Origin of the sequence: Brachybacterium endophyticum, assembly GCF_003130585.1 — a bacterium.
Taxonomy (GTDB): Bacteria; Actinomycetota; Actinomycetes; order Actinomycetales; family Dermabacteraceae; genus Brachybacterium; species Brachybacterium endophyticum.
This window is the reverse complement of record NZ_QFKX01000005.1, coordinates 325,412-343,552: the sequence shown is the minus strand read 5'-3', so window position 1 is coordinate 343,552 and position 18,141 is coordinate 325,412. Positions and strand designations below refer to the sequence as shown.

18 protein-coding genes, 2 tRNA genes, 1 other RNA gene and 2 pseudogenes are annotated in these 18,141 nt (G+C 71.2%); 11 read left to right on the top strand and 12 right to left on the bottom strand.

The genetic code is table 11. The annotated features are described in order from the left end of the window. Window positions 1–379 (top strand): annotated as a pseudogene (locus DEO23_RS13725) (ROK family protein); the annotation flags it as partial. 60 nt (window positions 380–439) lie between these two features. Here the strand turns inward: DEO23_RS13725 and rnpB are convergent. Beyond that, window positions 440–817: RNase P RNA component class A (gene rnpB / locus DEO23_RS13720), an RNA gene on the bottom strand. A 127-nt stretch (window positions 818–944) separates the two neighbouring features. On the opposite strand from rnpB, the gene yaaA reads away from it, so the two are divergent. Continuing rightward, entirely contained in the window at window positions 945–1,718 is a 774-nt protein-coding gene (gene yaaA / locus DEO23_RS13715) for a peroxide stress protein YaaA (protein WP_165831848.1), read from the top strand. 35 nt (window positions 1,719–1,753) lie between these two features. On the opposite strand, the gene DEO23_RS13710 is transcribed toward yaaA, so the two are convergent. Genes DEO23_RS13710 through DEO23_RS13700 form a run of 3 tightly spaced genes read right to left on the bottom strand, consistent with a single transcriptional unit; the run spans window position 1,754 to window position 4,397 of the window. Continuing rightward, window positions 1,754–2,632, bottom strand: a complete 879-nt coding sequence (locus DEO23_RS13710) for a Nif3-like dinuclear metal center hexameric protein (RefSeq protein WP_240613410.1) — start codon at window positions 2,630–2,632, stop codon at window positions 1,754–1,756. Further along, window positions 2,629–3,093 carry a Fe-S cluster assembly sulfur transfer protein SufU gene (gene sufU, locus DEO23_RS13705; protein WP_109276561.1) on the bottom strand — a complete coding sequence of 155 codons (465 nt, stop codon included), beginning with the start codon at window positions 3,091–3,093 and terminating at the stop codon, window positions 2,629–2,631. Before sufU ends, DEO23_RS13710 begins: the two co-directional genes overlap by 4 nt. Window positions 3,094–3,104: 11 nt before the next feature. Continuing rightward, the gene (locus tag DEO23_RS13700) at window positions 3,105–4,397 is read right to left on the bottom strand and encodes an aminotransferase class V-fold PLP-dependent enzyme (RefSeq protein WP_109276560.1); all 1,293 of its coding nucleotides are present in this window, start codon (window positions 4,395–4,397) and stop codon (window positions 3,105–3,107) included. A gap of 148 nt (window positions 4,398–4,545) precedes the next feature. Between DEO23_RS13700 and DEO23_RS13695 the strand changes: the two genes are divergently transcribed. The 3 genes from DEO23_RS13695 to DEO23_RS13685 all read left to right on the top strand — a co-directional run bounded on the left by DEO23_RS13695 (window position 4,546) and on the right by DEO23_RS13685 (window position 6,183). Beyond that, window positions 4,546–4,776 (top strand): hypothetical protein, encoded by a 231-nt coding sequence (locus DEO23_RS13695; RefSeq protein WP_109276559.1) that lies wholly within the window; start codon window positions 4,546–4,548, stop codon window positions 4,774–4,776. 3 nt (window positions 4,777–4,779) lie between these two features. Then, complete coding sequence (locus DEO23_RS13690) at window positions 4,780–5,607, top strand: class I SAM-dependent methyltransferase (RefSeq protein WP_109276558.1); 828 nt, start codon at window positions 4,780–4,782, stop codon at window positions 5,605–5,607. 336 nt (window positions 5,608–5,943) lie between these two features. After that, window positions 5,944–6,183 (top strand): hypothetical protein, encoded by a 240-nt coding sequence (locus DEO23_RS13685; RefSeq protein ID WP_109276557.1) that lies wholly within the window; start codon window positions 5,944–5,946, stop codon window positions 6,181–6,183. A gap of 46 nt (window positions 6,184–6,229) precedes the next feature. Here DEO23_RS13685 and DEO23_RS13680 read toward each other — a convergent pair. The 4 genes and pseudogenes from DEO23_RS13680 to DEO23_RS13665 form a co-directional block, all read right to left on the bottom strand. Next, window positions 6,230–7,255 (bottom strand): annotated as a pseudogene (locus DEO23_RS13680) (SDR family oxidoreductase). Between the two features lie 212 nt (window positions 7,256–7,467). Beyond that, window positions 7,468–8,301: a helix-turn-helix domain-containing protein gene (locus DEO23_RS13675; protein WP_109276556.1), complete on the bottom strand. Its 834-nt coding sequence runs from the start codon at window positions 8,299–8,301 to the stop codon at window positions 7,468–7,470. 126 nt (window positions 8,302–8,427) lie between these two features. After that, window positions 8,428–8,501: transfer RNA gene (locus DEO23_RS13670), tRNA-Val, on the bottom strand. 70 nt (window positions 8,502–8,571) lie between these two features. Further along, window positions 8,572–8,991: a DUF3052 domain-containing protein gene (locus DEO23_RS13665; protein ID WP_109276555.1), complete on the bottom strand. Its 420-nt coding sequence runs from the start codon at window positions 8,989–8,991 to the stop codon at window positions 8,572–8,574. Between the two features lie 287 nt (window positions 8,992–9,278). Here DEO23_RS13665 and aceE point away from each other — a divergent pair, with 287 nt between their 5' ends. The 6 genes from aceE (at window position 9,279) to DEO23_RS13635 (ending at window position 16,178) form a co-directional block, all read left to right on the top strand. Next, complete coding sequence (gene aceE, locus DEO23_RS13660) at window positions 9,279–12,026, top strand: pyruvate dehydrogenase (acetyl-transferring), homodimeric type (protein ID WP_109276554.1); 2,748 nt, start codon at window positions 9,279–9,281, stop codon at window positions 12,024–12,026. Further along, entirely contained in the window at window positions 12,005–12,466 is a 462-nt protein-coding gene (locus tag DEO23_RS13655) for a GntR family transcriptional regulator (RefSeq protein ID WP_205678976.1), read from the top strand. The genes aceE and DEO23_RS13655 overlap by 22 nt, the downstream gene beginning before the upstream one ends. Window positions 12,467–12,520: 54 nt before the next feature. Further along, window positions 12,521–13,492, top strand: coding sequence for an ACP S-malonyltransferase (locus DEO23_RS13650; RefSeq protein WP_109276553.1), 972 nt, complete (start codon window positions 12,521–12,523; stop codon window positions 13,490–13,492). Between the two features lies 1 nt (window position 13,493). Then, entirely contained in the window at window positions 13,494–14,495 is a 1,002-nt protein-coding gene (locus tag DEO23_RS13645; RefSeq protein ID WP_109276552.1) for a beta-ketoacyl-ACP synthase III, read from the top strand. Between the two features lie 130 nt (window positions 14,496–14,625). Next, window positions 14,626–14,874: an acyl carrier protein gene (locus DEO23_RS13640; protein WP_109276551.1), complete on the top strand. Its 249-nt coding sequence runs from the start codon at window positions 14,626–14,628 to the stop codon at window positions 14,872–14,874. Window positions 14,875–14,936: 62 nt separating this feature from the next. Further along, window positions 14,937–16,178: a beta-ketoacyl-[acyl-carrier-protein] synthase family protein gene (locus tag DEO23_RS13635; RefSeq protein ID WP_109276550.1), complete on the top strand. Its 1,242-nt coding sequence runs from the start codon at window positions 14,937–14,939 to the stop codon at window positions 16,176–16,178. A gap of 118 nt (window positions 16,179–16,296) precedes the next feature. Here the strand turns inward: DEO23_RS13635 and DEO23_RS13630 are convergent, their stop codons facing one another. The 4 genes from DEO23_RS13630 to DEO23_RS13615 all read right to left on the bottom strand — a co-directional run bounded on the left by DEO23_RS13630 (window position 16,297) and on the right by DEO23_RS13615 (window position 18,065). Next, the gene (locus DEO23_RS13630; protein ID WP_109276549.1) at window positions 16,297–16,788 is read right to left on the bottom strand and encodes a DUF3145 domain-containing protein; all 492 of its coding nucleotides are present in this window, start codon (window positions 16,786–16,788) and stop codon (window positions 16,297–16,299) included. Window positions 16,789–16,875: 87 nt separating this feature from the next. Further along, window positions 16,876–17,379 (bottom strand): peptide deformylase, encoded by a 504-nt coding sequence (gene def, locus DEO23_RS13625; RefSeq protein WP_109276548.1) that lies wholly within the window; start codon window positions 17,377–17,379, stop codon window positions 16,876–16,878. Beyond that, the gene (locus DEO23_RS13620) at window positions 17,376–17,879 is read right to left on the bottom strand and encodes an OsmC family protein (protein WP_165831847.1); all 504 of its coding nucleotides are present in this window, start codon (window positions 17,877–17,879) and stop codon (window positions 17,376–17,378) included. The genes def and DEO23_RS13620 overlap by 4 nt, the downstream gene beginning before the upstream one ends. Window positions 17,880–17,989: 110 nt before the next feature. After that, a tRNA-Asn gene (locus tag DEO23_RS13615) sits at window positions 17,990–18,065 on the bottom strand. Window positions 18,066–18,141 lie beyond the last annotated feature (76 nt).

Here is an 18,141-nt window from a genome sequence, read left to right as displayed (position 1 = left end):
CGGCACCGGCGTCGGCAGCGCCCTGTTCAACGACGGCGAGCTGGTGCCCAACACCGAGCTCGGCCACGTCCTCTACGAGGGTGACAGCTACGAGAAGTACGTGGCGGACTCGGTGCGCGAGCGCGAGGAGCTCTCGTGGGAGGAATGGGCCGAGCGTCTGCAGGGCTACTACGCGCTCCTGGAGTTCCTCTTCTCCCCCGACCTGTTCGTCGTCGGCGGCGGCATCTCCAAGAAGCACAAGAAGTACCTGCCGCTGCTGGACCTGAAGACGCCGATCGTGCCCGCCGAGCTGCGCAACGAGGCCGGGATCATCGGGGCGGCGACCCTCGCCCGCAAGGAGCGCAAGCGCGCACGCAAGCAGAACGGGAACGGGAACTGAGCTCGCGGGACGCAGCTCCGGGGCCACGGGCGTCGAGGCGCGCACGGCCGGACGCCGGGGCGGACCAGTCGGCCTGTAAGCCGGGTTCTGTGATCGGCAGTCATCCCTCTCGGATCGCCGTTGCCGACGATCTCCAGCGGCCTACCCGGGGACTCGGTCCGGCGACCTGCGTGCGTCCCCTGTCTGGCCTTGCTCCCGGTGGGGTTTACCCTGCCGGTCCCGTCACCGGGACCGCGGTGGTCTCTTACACCACCCTTTCACCCTTACCGGCCCTGCGACGCGAGGTCACGGGCCGGCGGTCTGCTCTCTGTGGCACTGTCCCGCGGATCGCTCCGGGTGGGCGTTACCCACCACCGTGCCGGAAGGAGCCCGGACTTTCCTCGGCCCCGCGGCGCACCACGAGGATGCGCACGGGGACGCGACTGCCCGGCCGACTGGTCCGTCACGGATCCTAGCCCGACCACCTGCCCCGGCGCCCCTCGACCACGCCCGCCAGGTCACATCTCACCTCTCGTCCGCGCGTCCGCCGCGCCCGGGCGTCACCACCCCACCGGAAGGACCCCCGTTGCTCATCCTGCTGCCGCCGTCGGAGACGAAGACCCGACCGGAAGCATCCGCACCGCCGCTCGACCTCGGCAGGCCCGGCCGCACCGGCCTCGGTCCTGCCCGCGAGACGATGCTGAGGGCGGCCGCGGCCACCGCTCGGGGCCGCGAGGCGCAGAGCAACCTCGGTGTGCCCGCCGGCGCCCCGGAGCTCGTCGAGCGCATGCGAGGGATCCACGAGGAGCCCGCCGCTCCCCCGCTCCAGGTCTACTCGGGTGTGCTCTACGACCAGCTGGAGGGGGCCGGCCCCGGACCGGATCGTCAGGTGCTCGTCCAGAGCGCGCTGCTGGGCCTGGTCGATGCCGGATCCGACCGGATCCCCGCCTACCGCCTCTCCGCGGGCTCGACCCTTCACCGTCTCGGCAAGGCTGCCTCCTGGTGGCGCCCGCACCTGAGGCCCGTCGTGCCGCGCCTCCTCGAGGAGGTCGCCGCCTCCCCGAGCCCCCTGGTGCTGGACTGCCGCTCGGGCGCGTACCGCACGATGATGCCGGTGCGCTCGACCGATGCCGTGCGAGTGCTCGAGGTCGCGCCCGTCCAGGAGAAGGCCGGCCGACGCAGCGTGATCTCGCACGACGCAAAGCGCTACCGGGGTGTGCTCACCCGCGTGCTGCTGGAGGATCCGCGTGCGATCCCCGACGCCGAGGCGCTGGTCGCGTTCCTCGCCGAGACGTTCGCGGGGCGACTGGACGTGGAGCTCGACGGCGACCGCCTGGTCCTCGTCGACAGGGTGGACTGAGCCCCGTCAGAGCCGCGGACGTGGGGCTGCGAAGATCAGCCCGCCCGGCCCGACCACGGATCGGTGGAGAGCGAGGAGATGCCGACCTCGAGCTGCGGGAGCGCCTCGCCGAGCAGCTCCTTCACATGGGGCAGCCACAGGGCCTCGCTCGCCGAATGGGCGACGTCCAGCACGGCCGGCACGGCCCGCTCCGAGGCCGCCGACTCGAGGTGCTCGAGCACGGGATGGTGACGCAGATCGGACGTCACGAAGGCGTCGGCACCGCTCGCCGTGGCGGCCTCGAGCAGCGAGTCGCCCGCGCCGGGCGCCAGGGCGAGGGTGCGCACCGGGCGGTCCGGATCGCCGGTGAAACGGATCCCCTGGACGGTGGCGGGGACGCGCTGTGCGATGCGCTCGGCGAGAGCACCCACGGTGGTTGCCTCGGGGAGGCGGCCCACGACTCCCAGTCCGACCAGTCGTGAGGCGTGCGCGGCGTCCGCTGACGCCGGGTCCCCGGGGCCCCCGGCGAGGGCGCGGGGCTCCTGGAGGTCGAGCGCGCGGATCCAGGCGCCGACCGTGCCGCGGCTCGAACGATCCACGTTCGTGTGCCCGCACCACAGGGCGGTCCCGGAGCGGATCAGCTCGCCGACGACGGCTCCCTTACCGGTGTCCTCGGGAAGGAAGCTCACCCCGCGCAGGAGCAGCGGGTGGTGGGTGACCAGGAGCTGCGCGCCTTGGTCGATCGCCTCGCGCACCACCGCGAGAGTCGGATCGACGGCCAGGTGCACGCGGTCGACGGATGCGCCCCGTGCACCGACGACGAGGCCCGCCCGGTCCCAGTCCTCGGCCCAGGCGAGCGGATAGGCACCTTCGAGGACAGCGAGGACGTCGGCCAGTGTCGAGGCGGTCGGCGCCGGGGCGGCGTCGGTGCTCACGCGGACCATCCGAGAGCGCCCCGTGCCTCGATCAGCGCGGACTGGTAGGCCTTCCAGGACATCAGCACGCACTTGACGCGGTTGGGGAACTTCGCGGCGCCCTGCAGCGCCACGGCGTCCCCGATGATCTCCTCGTCTCCCTGCTCCTCGCCACGGGCGTGCATGACGCGGTCCAGGTGCTCGGCGACCGGTTCGTTCTCGCTCGTCGTGTGTCCGATCAGCAGGTCGCTCATGATCGAGGCGGAGGCGCGGCTCATCGCGCAGCCGGTGGCGTCGTAGGAGATGTCCTCGACGACCGGTGCATCGGCGTCGCCGCCCAGGTGCAGGCGCAGCGTGATCTCGTCCCCGCAGGTGGGGTTCACGTGGTGGACCTCGGCCTCGAACGGCTCGCGCAGCCCCGCGTGCAGGGGGCGCTTGTCGTGCTCGAAGACGATGTCGGTGTACAGGGAGCTCAGGTCCATCAGGGGCCCTCTCACTCGAAGCGTGCGAAGAAGTCGATGACGGCGCCCATGCCGTCGATCAGCGCGTCGATCTCCGCCGTGGTGGTGTACACGGAGAACGAGGCGCGGGTGGTCCCGGCCAGCCCGTAGCGACGGTGCAGCGGCCAGGCGCAGTGATGGCCCACGCGCACCTCGACACCGCGCGAGTCGAGCACCTGCCCGACGTCGTGCGGGTGGCGCCCGGCGAGATCAAAGGAGACGGCGCCGGCGCGTTCGGTGGTCACCTCGGGGCCGATGACGCGCACGCCTGGCAGCTGCGAGAGCCCCTCGACGGCGCGCCGGGTCAGGCCGCGCTCGTGCGCGGCGACCGCGTCCATGCCCAGGGCGTCGAGGTAGTCGCAGGCGGCGGCGAGACCGACGGCCTGGGAGATCATCGGGGTGCCGGCCTCGAAGCGGGCGGGCGGCTCGGCGAAGGTCGTGCGCTCCATGGTGACCGTCTCGATCATCGACCCGCCGGTCATCACCGGTGGAAGCTGCGCGAGCAGGTCGTCGCGGCCCCAGAGCACCCCGATCCCCGTCGGGCCCAGCATCTTGTGGCCGGAGAAGGCCGCCGCATCCACGCCGAGAGCGGGCAGGTCGACGCTCATGTGCGGCACCGACTGGCAGGCATCGAGCACCACCAGGGCGCCGACCTCATGGGCACGGGAGGCCAGTTCGGCGACGGGATTGACCGTGCCCAGCACGTTCGACTGGTGCGTGAGGGCGAAGACCTTGGTGCGCTCGGTGAGCAGCGAGTCGAGGTCGGTGAGGTCGAGGGTGTAATCCTCGGCCAGCGGGATCCAGCGCAGCGTCGCACCCGTCCTGCGGGCGAGCTCCTGCCAGGGCACCAGGTTCGCGTGGTGCTCCATCTCGGTGATCAGGATCTCGTCGCCCTCGCTCACGCGAAGCTGATCGGACCGACTCGAGTCCGGGTCGCCGAGAGCGTAGGCGAGCACGTTCAGCGCCTCGGTCGCGTTCTTAGTGAAGGCGATCTGCTCGGGCCGGGCGACCCCTACGAAGGCGCCGATGCGGGCCCGGGCGGACTCGAAGGCGTCGGTGGCGGCTTCGGCGAGCCGGTGGGCGCCCCTCTTGACCGCGGCGTTGTCGCGGGTGAGGAAATCGATCTCGGCGTCGAGCACCTGCCGGGGTCGCTGTGAGGTCGCGCCGGAGTCCAGATACACCAAGGGGGTCTCCGCGTCGAGCATCCGATCCAGGATCGGGAAGTCGCCGCGGATCGCGGAGACATCGAGCGGGGCGGGTGCGGCGGGCGCCTGCGACAGGGTCATGCGGGCCTTCCGATGGTGGGGCCGGACCCGCCACCGGGTCCGGGTTCCGGGCCCCGCCAGTATAGGAACCGGGGACGTGCGCCGGGAGGGCGCGGTGGGCCGCGCGACATGCGGCGACATGCGCCGAAGGACGTGAGAGGCTGACCACGTGGCTTCGTCCCTGTATCTCGTGTTCGGCATCGTCATCCTCGGCTGCCTCGTCGTGGCCATCATCCGCCTCGTCCAGCGCGTGCGGCACGATCGGGCGCATCCCGCTCCTCCGCGCAGCGGGGAGGAGAAGGACCGCGACCGGCGCACGGCGATGATCTGGGGCGTCGCCCTCCTGATCCTGATCGCCGTCCTGCTCGGTGCCTACCAGCTCCTTCATCTGCCCAGCTGAGCGATGCTCGCGCCACGGCAGGACGCCCTCATCGCACGGCTGCGTGCCGCGGGCAGCGTCTTCGCCGAGGAGGAGGCACGGCTGCTGCGGACCCACGCCCGCGATCCAGATGATCTCGAGACGATGGCCGAGCGTCGGGTCGCCGGGGAGATGCTCGAGCACGTGATCGGCAGCGTCGCCTTCGGCGACCTGACCCTCCGGATCGGCCCCGGCTGCTTCGTGCCCCGCCGACGGTCCCGCCTGTTGGCGCGGCTCGCCGTCGCGTCGAGCCGGACGGCGGCCGGACGGCGCAGCCCGCAGCCGCCGGTGGTCCTCGAGATGTGCGCCGGCATCGCTCCCCTTCTCGCCACCGTGCACGCCGCCCTGCCCGGCGCGCGGCTGCACGCGGCCGACATCGACCCCGTCCCGCTCGCCCGGGCGCGGGAGAACCTGCCCGGCACCGCACAACTCCACCGAGGGGACCTGTTCGCCGGTCTGCCAGCCGATCTGCGCGGACGGGTCGACGTGCTCGTCGCGGTCCCTCCCTACGTCCCGGACTCCGCCATGGACCTGCTGCCCCACGAGGTGCGTGAGCACGAGCCGCGCCGTGCGCTGCTCGGCGGCAGTGACGGCACGGGCGTGATCGCACGCCTCATCGACGAAAGTGAGGTCTGGCTCGCCGCGGGCGGCCGGATGCTGCTGGAGATGAGCGCGGGACAGGCACGGGACCAGCGCGAGGCCCTCGCCCGCTCCGCGTCGCCGTACACCGCCGCCCGCGTCCACACCGGGGCCGACGGTCACACCGGCGTGCTCGACCTCGTGCGGGCGGAGACGTCGTCACCCCGCCCATGAGCATCTCCGTCCCGAGTCCCCGGTCACATCCCGCGGGAATAGACGTGCATCCCCGAGCGTTGTGTCCCAGAGTGGTGCGCTGCAGCAGCCACGGACCAGGCGCCTTCCACGGGCACGACGGCGAAAGACCCCGTCCCCCGCGCCGGTCCGGCGAGCGACTCCCGACTCCCGCAGCTGCTGCACACGAGCGCAGAGCGACGCCGGGGCGAACGCCCCACGGCGAGGCTCCCGCCGCTCCGCACCCGCCGGTGAGAACCCGGCAACCACAGACATCACGTCGGCCCCGGTCGGCGTCGCCATCCGTCGGCCCTGCGCCGACGACGAAGGAGAAGAACCATGCAGAACCCGACACGAGACCGACACGCGACAACGCCTCGGACCGCCCAGGACCGCGCGACCACCCGCCCCGTGGTCGTGCGCGACCAGAGCGCCGGAATGCGCTACCTCAGCCGGTCCTCCCGGCCCACCGCACTCTCGACCACCTGGGAGGACGGAAGGATCTACCCCGTGATCGAGGTGGACCTGTCCTCCGAGCACCGTCCGCGCCGCCCGCGCCAGCTGACCGCGGCCCGCTGACAGGATCCGGGCATCCGCACGGCGCGGGTGCCCGGACGCATCGACCTCACGCCGTCCGGCCCGCCTCCAGGGCGAGCAGGCTCCGTGCGGTGTCGAGGACCGTCTCCTCCACCGGTCGCGTCCGCCAGCCGAGCTCGCGAGCGGCCTTGCCCAGCAGCGGCTCGCGGCGCACCCCCGCATCGGCGGCCGGACCGCGCAAGGACCTCACCGGCACGGCGAGCCCCTTGAGCAGCCAGGTCGGGATCCGCCGGCTGGGCACCCTCGCCGCCTCGTCCCCCAGACCCGCCCGCAGACTGCGTGCGATGCCCGCGAGCGAGGAGTACCCGGCGGCGGCGATGTACCGCTCCCCGGCCGCACCCGGGTGGGTCATGGCGAGGAGGTGGAGGTCCGCGACGTCGCGCACGTCCGCGATCCCGAAGCGGATGTCGGGCAGCACGCGCGGCCGACCCTCCAGCAACCCCCGCACGATGCCGAGCGACCCCGAGTAGTCGGGCCCGAGGACGGGACCGAAGATCCCGATCGGGTTGATCACGACCAGTTCCGGTCCAGCAGCTTCTCCTCGTACGAAGTCCCAGGCCGCGCGCTCCGCGATCGCCTTGGACCTGATGTACGGGGGAAGCGGAGTATCCGTGGGGGTCCACGCCGTCTCGTCGAACGCGCCGGGCCGCGGATGCCCGTAGCCGATCGCCGCGAACGACGACGTCAGCACGACACGACGCACGCCCGCGTCACGGGCGGCCCGCAGCACCCGGAGGGATCCGTCCCGGGCCGGCGCGATCAGCGCGTCCTCGTCCGCGGGTGCAGTGGAGGGGAACGGCGAGGCCACGTGCAGGACGTGCTCGACGCCCTGGACGGCCTCGGCTCACCCGGCGTCGGCGGTCAGGTCAGCCTCGACGACCGTCAGCCGGTCCTCGGCGTCGACTCCCCCGGCTCGCACCATCGCCCGCACGTCCGCCTCACGGGAGCGCGAGCGCACCGTCGTGCGCACGCTGTGACCGCCCTCGAGCAGGCGCACGATCACGTGCGCGGCCAGGAAGCCCGACCCTCCGGTGACAAGAACCTCTGTCGTCATGCTCCGCATCCCGCCTTCGCTGCTCACCTCGATGATCGCCTCCCATGGTCCGCCGCCGGTGCACCCCGTTCCAGGCCGGGCTCACCCTGGTACCCGCGGGGACAGGGTGAGCGGAGTCCGACGGCCGGAGCCCGACGGCCCGCTGCCCGCTGCCCGCTGCCCGCTGCCCACGATCCACGGCCGACGGCCACGAGGCTCGCCGGCTCTCGCCGCTACCGGATCTCGCCGGCCTCCCGCTGCGCGGCGAGGTCGGCGAGCCGGTGGAAGGGCTCTTCCGAGGGGCTGCCGGGTTCGGCGTGGTACGTGACCAGGAGATGATCGGACTCGGGGAGCACGAGCTTCTGGTACCGCAGGTCCAGGTGCCCGACGAGAGGATGGTCGAGCTCCGTCGCCCCTTCGTCGCGGACCTTGACGTCATGCCGCTCCCAGAGCGTCCGGAACCGTTCGGAGCCCTGAGTGAGCTCGGTGATCAGCGCAGCGACCTCGGGATCGTCCTCATGGCCGGCGGCCACCGAGCGCAGGAACGGCACGGTCTTGGCCGTCATCGCGTCCCAGTTGCGGTAGAGCGCGCGCATGTCGGGTGCAAGGAAAGCGGCCTTGAGAGGGACCGCGCCGGGTGCGAAGTGCTCCGTCAGCGCCACGGCGAGACGATTGGCCGCCAGCACGGTGAACCCGCGCCCCTGCACGTAGGCGGCGGTCCTCGGCCACCCGTCGATGAGCGACTGCACGTGCGGTCCCGCCGTCTCCGCCGTCGGCGCCCTCGACGGCGGTCGGGCGGGCCTCGCGATCGTGTCCAGGTACGAGATGCCGTCGGCGTCCAGACGGAGAGCCCCAGCCAGGGCCGCGATCACCTGATCGCTGGGGCGTTGATCTCGTCCCTGTTCCAGCCGCAGGTAGTACTCGGGGCTGATGCCCGCGAGCATCGCGACCTCCTCCCGCCGCAGTCCTTCGACGCGGCGGCGCCCGCCGGAGTGGAGACCGACGTCTTCGGGTTTCAGCTGTCCACGCCGGGCTCGCAGGTAGTCGCCCATTCTCGTCGTGCCCATGGAGTGCACGCTAGTCGTCCGGCTGTCGGTGGGCGATCGGTGCGCGCGCCGGGGACGGGTCAGCCGGCAAGCGCCATCGCGGGATCCATGCAGCCTCCGCTCCGTCGTGGGAAGGGGTACTGCCGGTGGGTCAAGAGGGACTCGAACCCCCGACATCCACGGTGTAAACGTGGCGCTCTGACCAGCTGAGCTATTGACCCTGGGCGGGGCGCGGCTCCCGCGCTCCGTCCGATCGGCGCGCGTCGACGCGCCACCGATCCGTGCGGCGTCTCAGGAGGGGCGGCTGGCGAGCCGGGTCCCCGTCCACTCGGGCGCGAGGTTCAGGATGCCCATGGTGCGCAGACCCGACGTGCCCGCGGCCTCTTCGATCTCCGCCGGGTCGACGTGACCGTCGCGGCCGGTCTTGGGGGTGACCACCCAGATCGGACCGCCCGGGGAGAGCATGGTCAGGGAGTCGACGAGAGCGTCGGTGAGATCGCCGTCGCCCTCGCGCCACCACAGCACGACCGCGTCGACCATCTCCTGGCTGTCCTCGTCCTCCAGGTCCGCGTCGATGATGTCCTCGATGGCGTCGCGGAGCTCGAGGTCGACGTCATCGTCGTAGCCGAACTCCTGGACCACCTGGCCCTTGCTCAGCCCGAGGCCCTCTGCAGCGGGACCGGACGGGGTGACGTCTACCGACGGTGACAACGAAGACTCCTTCACGAACGGGGACAGCGTTCCGGAGGGGCGTGACCCCCTCCTGCTGGCCGTGAGTCTATGCCAGGAGATCGCGCCGGTCACATCCCTTCGCCCCACGAGTCCCCGTGGACGGGACGTGAGCGAGGCATCACCCACACCCGGCACCGACGGCGGGCTCGGCACCTGCCCCGCGGGTACGCTGTTCGCTGACGAGGTCCGGGGTCTGTCCCCGATCGGCGATTCGCATCGGCGCGACCCCCGGATCCACGCCCTGCTTCGGAAGAGAGAAGGACAGCGTGACCACGAACGACACCCCGCGTCCCATCGGCATCAACCTCCCCGTCCATGCGGAGGATCCGGATCCCGAGGAGACCAAGGAATGGCTCGACTCGCTCGACGAGCTCATCGAGCACCGCGGTGACGATCGCGCCACGGACGTCCTCCAGCATGTGATCCAGCGCGCCCGCCAGGCGGATCTGCATCTCCCCGACTCGCTGATGACGGACTACGTCAACACGATCGAGGTCGACGAGCAGCCGGAGTACCCCGGCGATCTCGCCCTGGAGAAGGAGCTGCGCAACATCATCCGCTGGAACGCCGCGATGGTCGTCCATCGCGCCCAGCGTCCCGGTGTCGGCGTGGGTGGTCACCTCTCCTCCTACGCGTCGATCGCCTCCATGTACGAGGTCGGCTTCAACCACTTCTTCCGCGGCCGCGACCACGAGGGCGGCGGCGACCACGTGTTCTTCCAGGGCCACGCCTCCCCCGGCATCTACTCCCGCGCCTTCCTCGAGGGCCGCCTCACCCAGGAGCAGCTCGACGGCTTCCGCCAGGAGAAGTCCAGCGACACCGGCATGCCCTCCTACCCGCACCCGCGCGCGATGCCGGACTTCTGGGAGTTCCCCACGGTCTCGATGGGCATCGGCCCGGTCAACGCGATCGAGCAGGCCTCCTTCGACAAGTACCTGATGAACCGCGGCCTGAAGGACACCTCCCAGCAGCACACCTGGGCGTTCCTGGGCGACGGCGAGATGGACGAGGTCGAGTCCCGCGGCGCCCTGCACATCGCCGCCAAGGAGCACCTGGACAACCTGACCTTCGTCGTCAACTGCAACCTCCAGCGCCTCGACGGCCCGGTGCGCGGCAACGGCAAGATCATCCAGGAGCTCGAGTCGCAGTTCCGCGGAGCGGGCTGGAACGTCATCAAGGTGGTCTGGGGCTCCGGCTGGGACCCGCTGTTCCAGGCCGACGACGACGGCGCGCTCGTGGACCTCATGAACGCCACCCCCGACGGCGACTTCCAGACCTACCGCGCCGAGTCCGGCGGCTTCATCCGCGACAACTTCTTCGGGCGCGATCCGCGCACGAAGGCGCTCGTCGAGTCGATGAGCGACGACGACATCTGGTGGAAGCTCAACCGCGGCGGCCACGACCCGGAGAAGATCTACGCGGCCTTCAAGGAGGCCCTCGAGCACACCGGGCAGCCCACCGTGATCCTCGCCCAGACGATCAAGGGCTACCGGCTGGGCAAGAGCTTCGCGGGACGCAACGCGACCCACCAGATGAAGAAGTTCACCCTCGAGGACCTCAAGACCCTGCGCGACACCCTGCAGATCCCGATCACGGACGAGCAGCTGGAGTCGGACAGCGTCTACGACGCCCCGTTCTACGTCCCCGAGGACGACTCCCCCGCCATGCGGTACATGAAGGAGCGTCGCTCCGAGCTGGGCGGTGGCGTGCCCTCGCGCAACGACACCCACAAGGCCATCGACCTGCCCGGCGACAAGGCCTACGAGGTCGTCAAGCGCGGTTCGGGCAAGCAGGAGATCGCCACCACGATGGCCCTCGTGCGTCTGCTCAAGGACCTGATGAGGGACAAGGAGTCCGGCAAGCGCTGGTTCCCGATCATCCCCGACGAGGCGCGCACCTTCGGCATGGACTCGCTGTTCCCGACGGCCAAGATCTACAACCCCGACGGTCAGAACTACATCTCGGTGGATCGCGACCTGCTGCTGGCCTACAAGGAGTCCGCGCAGGGCCAGATCAAGCACATGGGCATCAACGAGATCTCCTCGACCTCGGCGTTCACCGCGGCAGGCACCTCGTACGCCACGCACGACCTGCCGATGATCCCGTTCTACATCTTCTACTCGATGTTCGGGTTCCAGCGCACCGGCGACTTCTTCTGGGCCGCCGGTGACCAGATGGCCAAGGGCTTCGTGATCGGCGCGACCGCGGGCAAGACCACGCTCGCCGGCGAGGGCCTGCAGCACATGGACGGCCACTCGCCGATCCTGGCCTACACGAACCCCGGGACCGTCATCTACGACCCGGCCTACGGGTACGAGATCGGGCACATCATCCGTGACGGCCTGCAGCGCATGTACGGCGAGGACGACCGCCTGCAGGAGGTCTTCTACTACCTCACCGTCTACAACGAGCCGATCGTCCAGCCCGCCGAGCCCGAGGGGCTCGACGTCGAGGGACTGCTCAAGGGCATGTACGAGCTCGAGCCGGCGCCCGAGGGCGACGGACCCAGCGTGCAGCTGCTGGCCTCCGGCGTGGGTGTGCCGTGGGCGCGCCACGCCCGCGAGCTGCTCGAGAAGGACTGGGGCGTGCGTGCCGCGGTCTGGTCGGTGACGTCGTGGACGGAGATGCGCAAGGACGCCCTCGAGGCGGAGGACCACAACTTCCTCCACCCCGAGGAGGACCCGCAGGTCCCGTGGATCTCGCAGCGGCTGGAGGGCGTCGAGGGCCCGTTCGTCGCCACCAGCGACTACGACTACCTCGTGCCCGACATGATCCGCGAGTGGATCCCCGGTCGCTACGGCGTGCTCGGTGCGGACGGCTTCGGCTTCTCCGACACCCGCCCTGCGGCGCGGCGCTTCCTGAAGATCGACGCGCACTCGATGGTCGTCAAGGCGCTCCAGCTGCTCGCCAAGGACGGCGCGGTCGACCCGTCGCTCGTGCAGAAGGCGATCAGCCAGTACGACCTGCTGAACAGCAACGCGGGAGAGTCCGGATCGTTCGGAGGAGAGTCCTGAGCGCCTCGGCCGACACCGCGGGGGTACCCGAGGCAGCGTCCTCGACGCGGACGGTCCTGACCGGGATCGTCCGCGTCGACCGCACCTCGCTGGACTCCCCCGCCCAGCAGATCCATCAGTGCATCGCCCGCGCGATCCAGGACGGGCGTCTCGTCCCGGGCACCCGCCTGCCGACGGTGCGTGCCCTCGCGGCGGAGGTCGAGGTCGCCGTCAATACGGTCGCCAAGGCCTTCCGCCGCCTCGGCGAGGCGGGACTCGTCATCACCCGCGGCCGTGCGGGCACGGTCGTCGCCCCGCTGGACACCGCCGGCACGCGCGCCGAGCGGGCGGCCCGGGCCTACGCCACCACCGTCGCCGAGCTCGGCTACGACGCCCAGGCCGCGTCCCGTCTGCTGGCGGCGGTCTACGACGAGGCCGCCGCGAGCGTCGGTAGCGACTGACGCCCCGCCCCGCGCCTCATTCCACCCGATCCCCACCCATCCACGGAGGTTCCCGTGCTCGCCATCGTCTGCCCCGGTCAGGGCGCCCAGAAACCCGGATTCCTCGCTCCCTGGCTCGAGCTGCCCGGCGCCCGTGAGGCGCTCGCATCGATGAGCGAGGCCGGGGAGGTGGACCTGGAGACGCACGGCACCACGTCGGACGCCGACACCATCCGTGACACCGCCGTCGCCCAGCCCCTCCTCGTCGCGGCCGGCATCCTCGCCGCCGACGCGCTCGCCCCCTCCGCCGGCGATGCTGCAGGCTCTCTCTCCGCCGGCTCCTTCGCGAGCGCCCCGCCCGCTCAGCTGCTGGCGGGCCACAGCGTCGGCGAGCTCACCGCCGCTGCACTGGCCGGGGTGCTCAGCCCCGCCGATGCGATGCGCCTGGTCTCCGTGCGTTCCCGCGCCATGGCGGCGGCCGCCGCCGAGGAGCCGACGTCGATGGCGGCAGTGGTCGGCGGCGTGCGCGAGGAGGTCCTCGCAGCGATTGAGGCCGCGGGACTGACCGCGGCGAACATCAACTCCGCCGCCCAGGTCGTGGCCGCGGGCAGCGTCGAGGGCATCGCCCAGCTCGGCGAGAACCCGCCGGCCCGCGCCCGCGTGATCCCGCTGCAGGTCGCCGGCGCCTTCCACACCCCCTACATGGAGGGCGCCCGCGAGCAGCTGGCCGCGTTCGCTCCGCAGCTGTCTCCCTCCGCCCCGCTCGTCCCGCTGGTCTCCAACGCGGGCGGCGAGGTCATCGAGGACGGCGCCCGCTACCTCGACCTGATCGTGCGGCAGGTGGCCTCCCCCGTGGACTGGCAGGCCTGCATGGCGGTCTTCGCCGATCGCGGTGTCACCGGCATCCTCGAGGTGAATCCCGCCGGCACCCTCACGGGGCTCGCCAAGCGCGAGCTGAAGGGCGTGGCCCTGCAGAACCTCAACTCCCCCGAGGACCTCGAGGCCGCGCGTGCCTTCGTCGCCGAGCACGACGGACCGGTGGCCTGAGATGACACCGCCCCTGCGTCCCCGGCCGACGGTCGCCGGTTCGAAGGTGCTCTCCTACGGAGCGGCCCGCGGTGACCTCACGGTGCCCAACGACGACCTCGTCGGTCCCATCGACTCCTCGGACGAGTGGATCCGCCAGCGCACCGGCATCATCACCCGGCGACGCGCGAGCGACGAGGTGGGCGTGGCCGACCTCGCCGAGGCCGCGGGACGTGAGGCGATCGAGCGCAGCGGTCTCGCCCCGGAGCAGATCGACGCGATCATCGTCTCGACGATCAGCTTCCCCTACGCGACCCCGTCGCTGGCCACACTGCTGGGATCACGGCTCGGCAGCCCCGCCGCCATCGCCTACGACATCTCGGCGGCCTGCGCCGGCTTCTGCTACGGGCTCGGCCAGGCCGATGCGCTGATCCGCTCGGGCAGCGCCGGCCACGTCCTGGTGATCGGCGCCGAGAAGCTCTCGGACTTCGTGGATCCCACGGACCGCTCGATCTCCTTCCTGCTGGGCGACGGCGCCGGCGCCGCCGTCGTCGGCGCCTCGGACGTCCCGCTGATCGGCCCCACGGTGTGGGGCAGCAACGGTGAGAACTGGGACACCATCCGGATGACCGGCTCGCTCACCGACTTCCGGGACGGTCGCACGACCTGGCCGACGATGGAGCAGGACGGTCGCACCGTCTTCCGCTGGGCGGTGTGGCACACCGCCGCCCGGATCCGCGAGATGCTCGAGCAGTCGGGCCTGGGGATCGAGGACATCGACGTGTTCGTCCCGCACCAGGCGAACATGCGCATCATCGACGAGCTGGTCAAGCAGCTGGAGCTGCCCGCGTCGGTGGTCGTCGGCCGCGACATCGCCGAGACCGGCAACACCTCGGCGGCGTCGATCCCGCTGGCCACGCATCGCCTGCTCGAGGAGGGCTCCGCGAAGAGCGGCGACGTCCTGGTCCAGTTCGGCTTCGGCGCCGGCCTCGCCTTCGCCGGCCAGGTGCTCGTGCTCCCCTGACCCCCATCGCCCGTGCCCGGGCGCGAGATACGGCACCGTGCGGGTGCGTCACACCGCAGGTGCGCGTGGTCGCGGCGAGTCACGGGTAGTCTTTCCCTGCCAGAAGTACACAGACCGAAGGAGAACCCCCATGGCTCACACCGAAGACGAGATCCTCGCGGGCCTCGCCGAGATCGTCAACGAGGAGACCGGTGTCGAGACCTCGGACGTCCAGCCCGAGAAGTCGTTCACCGACGACCTCGACATCGACTCGATCTCGATGATGACCATCGTGGTGAACGCCGAGGAGAAGTTCGAGGTGCGCATCCCCGACGAAGAGGTCAAGAACCTCGTCACCGTCGGCGACGCCGTCAAGTACATCACCGGCGCCCAGGCCTGACCCACCTCGGACGCCCGGAGCCGCATGCTCCGGGCGTCCCTCGTTTCCCGGAGGACATCTCGATGTCAGCTGACAGCACGCGCGTCGCCGTCACCGGCCTGGGCACCTTCAACCCCTTGGGCGGGGATGTCGCCTCGACCTGGAAGGCCGCCCTCGCGGGCACCTCGACGGCCCACACTCTCGACAACGACTGGTCCGAGCGCTACGGGCTCTCGGTCGACTTCGCCTGCACCGTGGCGGAGGACCCGCTCGCCCAGCTCTCGCGCCCCGAGGCGAAGAAGCTCGACCCCTCCGGCCAGTACGCCATGATCGCGGCCCGTGAGGCCTGGGCCGACGCCGGCACCCCCGACGTCGACCCCTACCGTCTCGGCGTCGTCGTCGGGACCGGCATCGGCGGCGTCTGGACGATCCTGGACCAGTGGGACGTCGTCAAGGAGCGCGGCGCCCGCCGCGTGAACCCCTTCACCGTTCCGATGCTGATGGCGAACTCCTCGAGCGCGCACATCGAGATGGAGCTGGGTGCCCGCGCCGGCGCCCACACCCCGGTCTCCGCCTGTGCCTCGGGCTCCGAGGCCATCGCCCAGGCCTTCGACATGATCCGCTCGGGCCGCGCCGACGTCGTGGTCTGCGGTGGCACCGAGGCCTGCGTGCACCCGCTGCCGCTCGCGGGCTTCGCCAACATCCGGGCGCTGTCCACCCGCACCGACGATCCCGAGCACGCCTCCCGTCCCTACGACGTGGATCGCGACGGCTTCGTCCTCGGTGAGGGCTCGGCGATCCTCGTGCTCGAGTCCGAGGAGCACGCCAAGGCCCGCGGCGCGAACGTCCACGCCTACGTGAGCGGCCGCGGCATGGCCTCGGACGCCCACCACATCTCCGCTCCCCTGCAGGACGGACAGGCCCACGCCATCCGCGAGGCGGTGGAGGACGCGGGAGTGAGCGCGAAGGACGTGCGCCACGTCAACTCCCACGGCACCTCGACGCCGCTCGGCGACATCGGCGAGCTGCAGGCCGTTCGTCAGGCGCTCGAGGACGAGACCGATCAGATCGTGGTCAGCTCGACCAAGTCCATGACGGGCCACCTTCTGGGCGGCGCCGGGGCGATCGAGTCGCTGTTCAGCGTCCTCGCCGTGCGCGAGCGTCTGGCCCCGCCGACGATCAACATCGAGAACCTCGATCCCGAGACCCCGATCCGGATCGCGCAGAACGCGCCCGTCGATCTCCCCCAGGGCGACATCGCCGTGCTGAACAACGCCTTCGGCTTCGGCGGTCACGACGTCGCGGTGGTCTTCACCAACGCCTGATCGGCGCGAACCCGCCTGACGACGAAGGGCCCGGCACCATGCAGATGGTGCCGGGCCCTTCGTCGTCAGGGACCCTCATGGGCGCGCAGTCGGGGCGTGCGCAGCGCACGGGTGCGTGTCAGCCCACGCGATGCAGCCAGCGCATCGGGGTGCCCTCGCTGCCGTAGCGGTAGATCTCGAGGTCCTCGTCCCACGGTTCGCCCAGGGCCACACCGATCTCGTGGCGCATCCGCTGGGGGTCCATGCCCGCGCGCTCCATGCAGCCGCGCAGATGGTCCTCGGTGAGCACGGTGTTGCCGGCCCGGTCGGTGACCGCGTGGTGCACACCCAGGTCCGGGGTGCAGCTCCAGCGGGCCCCGTCGGCCTGGGAGGTCGCCTCCTGGGTGACCTCGAAGCGCACGTCGCCCATGCCACGCAGCGCGCTGACCAGACGGGCTCCGGTGTCTTCGCGGCCGCGCCAGGTGAGCTCGGCGCGCACCAGCCCGCGGTGGGCCGGCTGGTCCTCCCAGCGCAGGCGTGCGGGCACGCCGAGGACTCCGTGCGCGGCCCATTCGATGTGCGGTGCGAGGGCTCGCGGAGCGGAGTGGATGAACAGCACGCCCTGGGTCATGACGCCCCTTCCGGTTACCGATGCGTCTTCCCCAACGAACCGGTGTGCAGAAGAAGGGAGGTCGTCCCTGGTCGTGCAGGGTCCAGACTAGAGCCTCTCGCGGATGTCCCGCAACGCCCGCTTCTTCACGGGTCGCTCGAGTCCGTCGATGTAGAGGGCGCCGTCGAGGTGGCCGACCTCGTGCTGGATGAGGCGAGCGGTGATGTCGCGGCCCTCCAGCACCACGCGCTCCCCCTCGAGGTCGGTGCCCTCGCAGCGGGCGAACGCGGCGCGGGTCCGCGGGTACCACAGGCCGGGCACCGACAGGCAGCCTTCCTCCCCGTCCTCCTGGAGATCCTCGGAGAGCTCGGTGATCTCGGGGTTCAGCACGTAGCCGTGGTGACGGCCGCCGTCCTCGTCGTCCAGGCGCCAGGAGAAGGCACGCAGGGTCACGCCGATCTGGTTGGCGGCGACGCCCGCGCGGCCTTCCTGGTCCACGGTGTCCAGGAGGTCTGCCACCAGGGTGCGGACGCCGTCGGTGATCTCGCGGACCGGGTCGCACGGCGTGCGCAGCACCGGGTCGCCGATGGTCCTGATCTCCCGCACGGTCATCGCGCGTCCGCCTCGCCGGTCTCGCCGGTGCCGGCTGCGTCGCGCGCGCCGTCGATGCCCTGGATCTCGTGGTCGACCGGGGTGCCCGGCACGACGGTGCGCTGCACGGTGCAGGAGGCCTCGATCGAGCGGTCGATCACGGTGCGCAGCCGGCGCAGCTCGTCGGCCGAGAGCCCGTCGAGGTCGAGCTGGATCTGCTCGTGGACGGACTCGTAGCGGTTGCTGGTCTCGTCGGACGTGCCGTGCGCCCACAGTCGCAGCGGGAAGTCCTCCCCGAGGCGGCGGGAGGTCGGGATGTCCATGCTCATGCCCGCGCAGCCGATCAGGGCCAGCTTCAGGAGCTCACCGGGGTCGATCTGACCCTCGCCCTTGCCGATCGGGATCTCGACGCCGCGGCGGTTGCGGCCGATCAGTGAGCGCTGGGCGACGCGGTCGGCCCAGACGCTGCCCTCACCGAACTCCTCGGGGAGCGGGAAGGTGTCGTCGGGAACGCTCGTCACGGTGGCCTCCTGGGCTCGGGCGGCCTGGGCCGCGTCGGCGTCCGAGTGGTTCCCGGGCGCGTGCACGAAACAGGTCAGCCCCGGCATGACCGGGGCTGACCTGTTCCATCTGGCTCCCGCGACTGGACTTGAACCAGTAACCGTTCGATTAACAGTCGAATGCTCTGCCGATTGAGCTACGCGGGATCGCGACCTGCACGACTGTAGCAAAGGAGACCGGAGCCGCGCACCTCCGGAGCCCCTCGCGCAGGGCGATTATGAC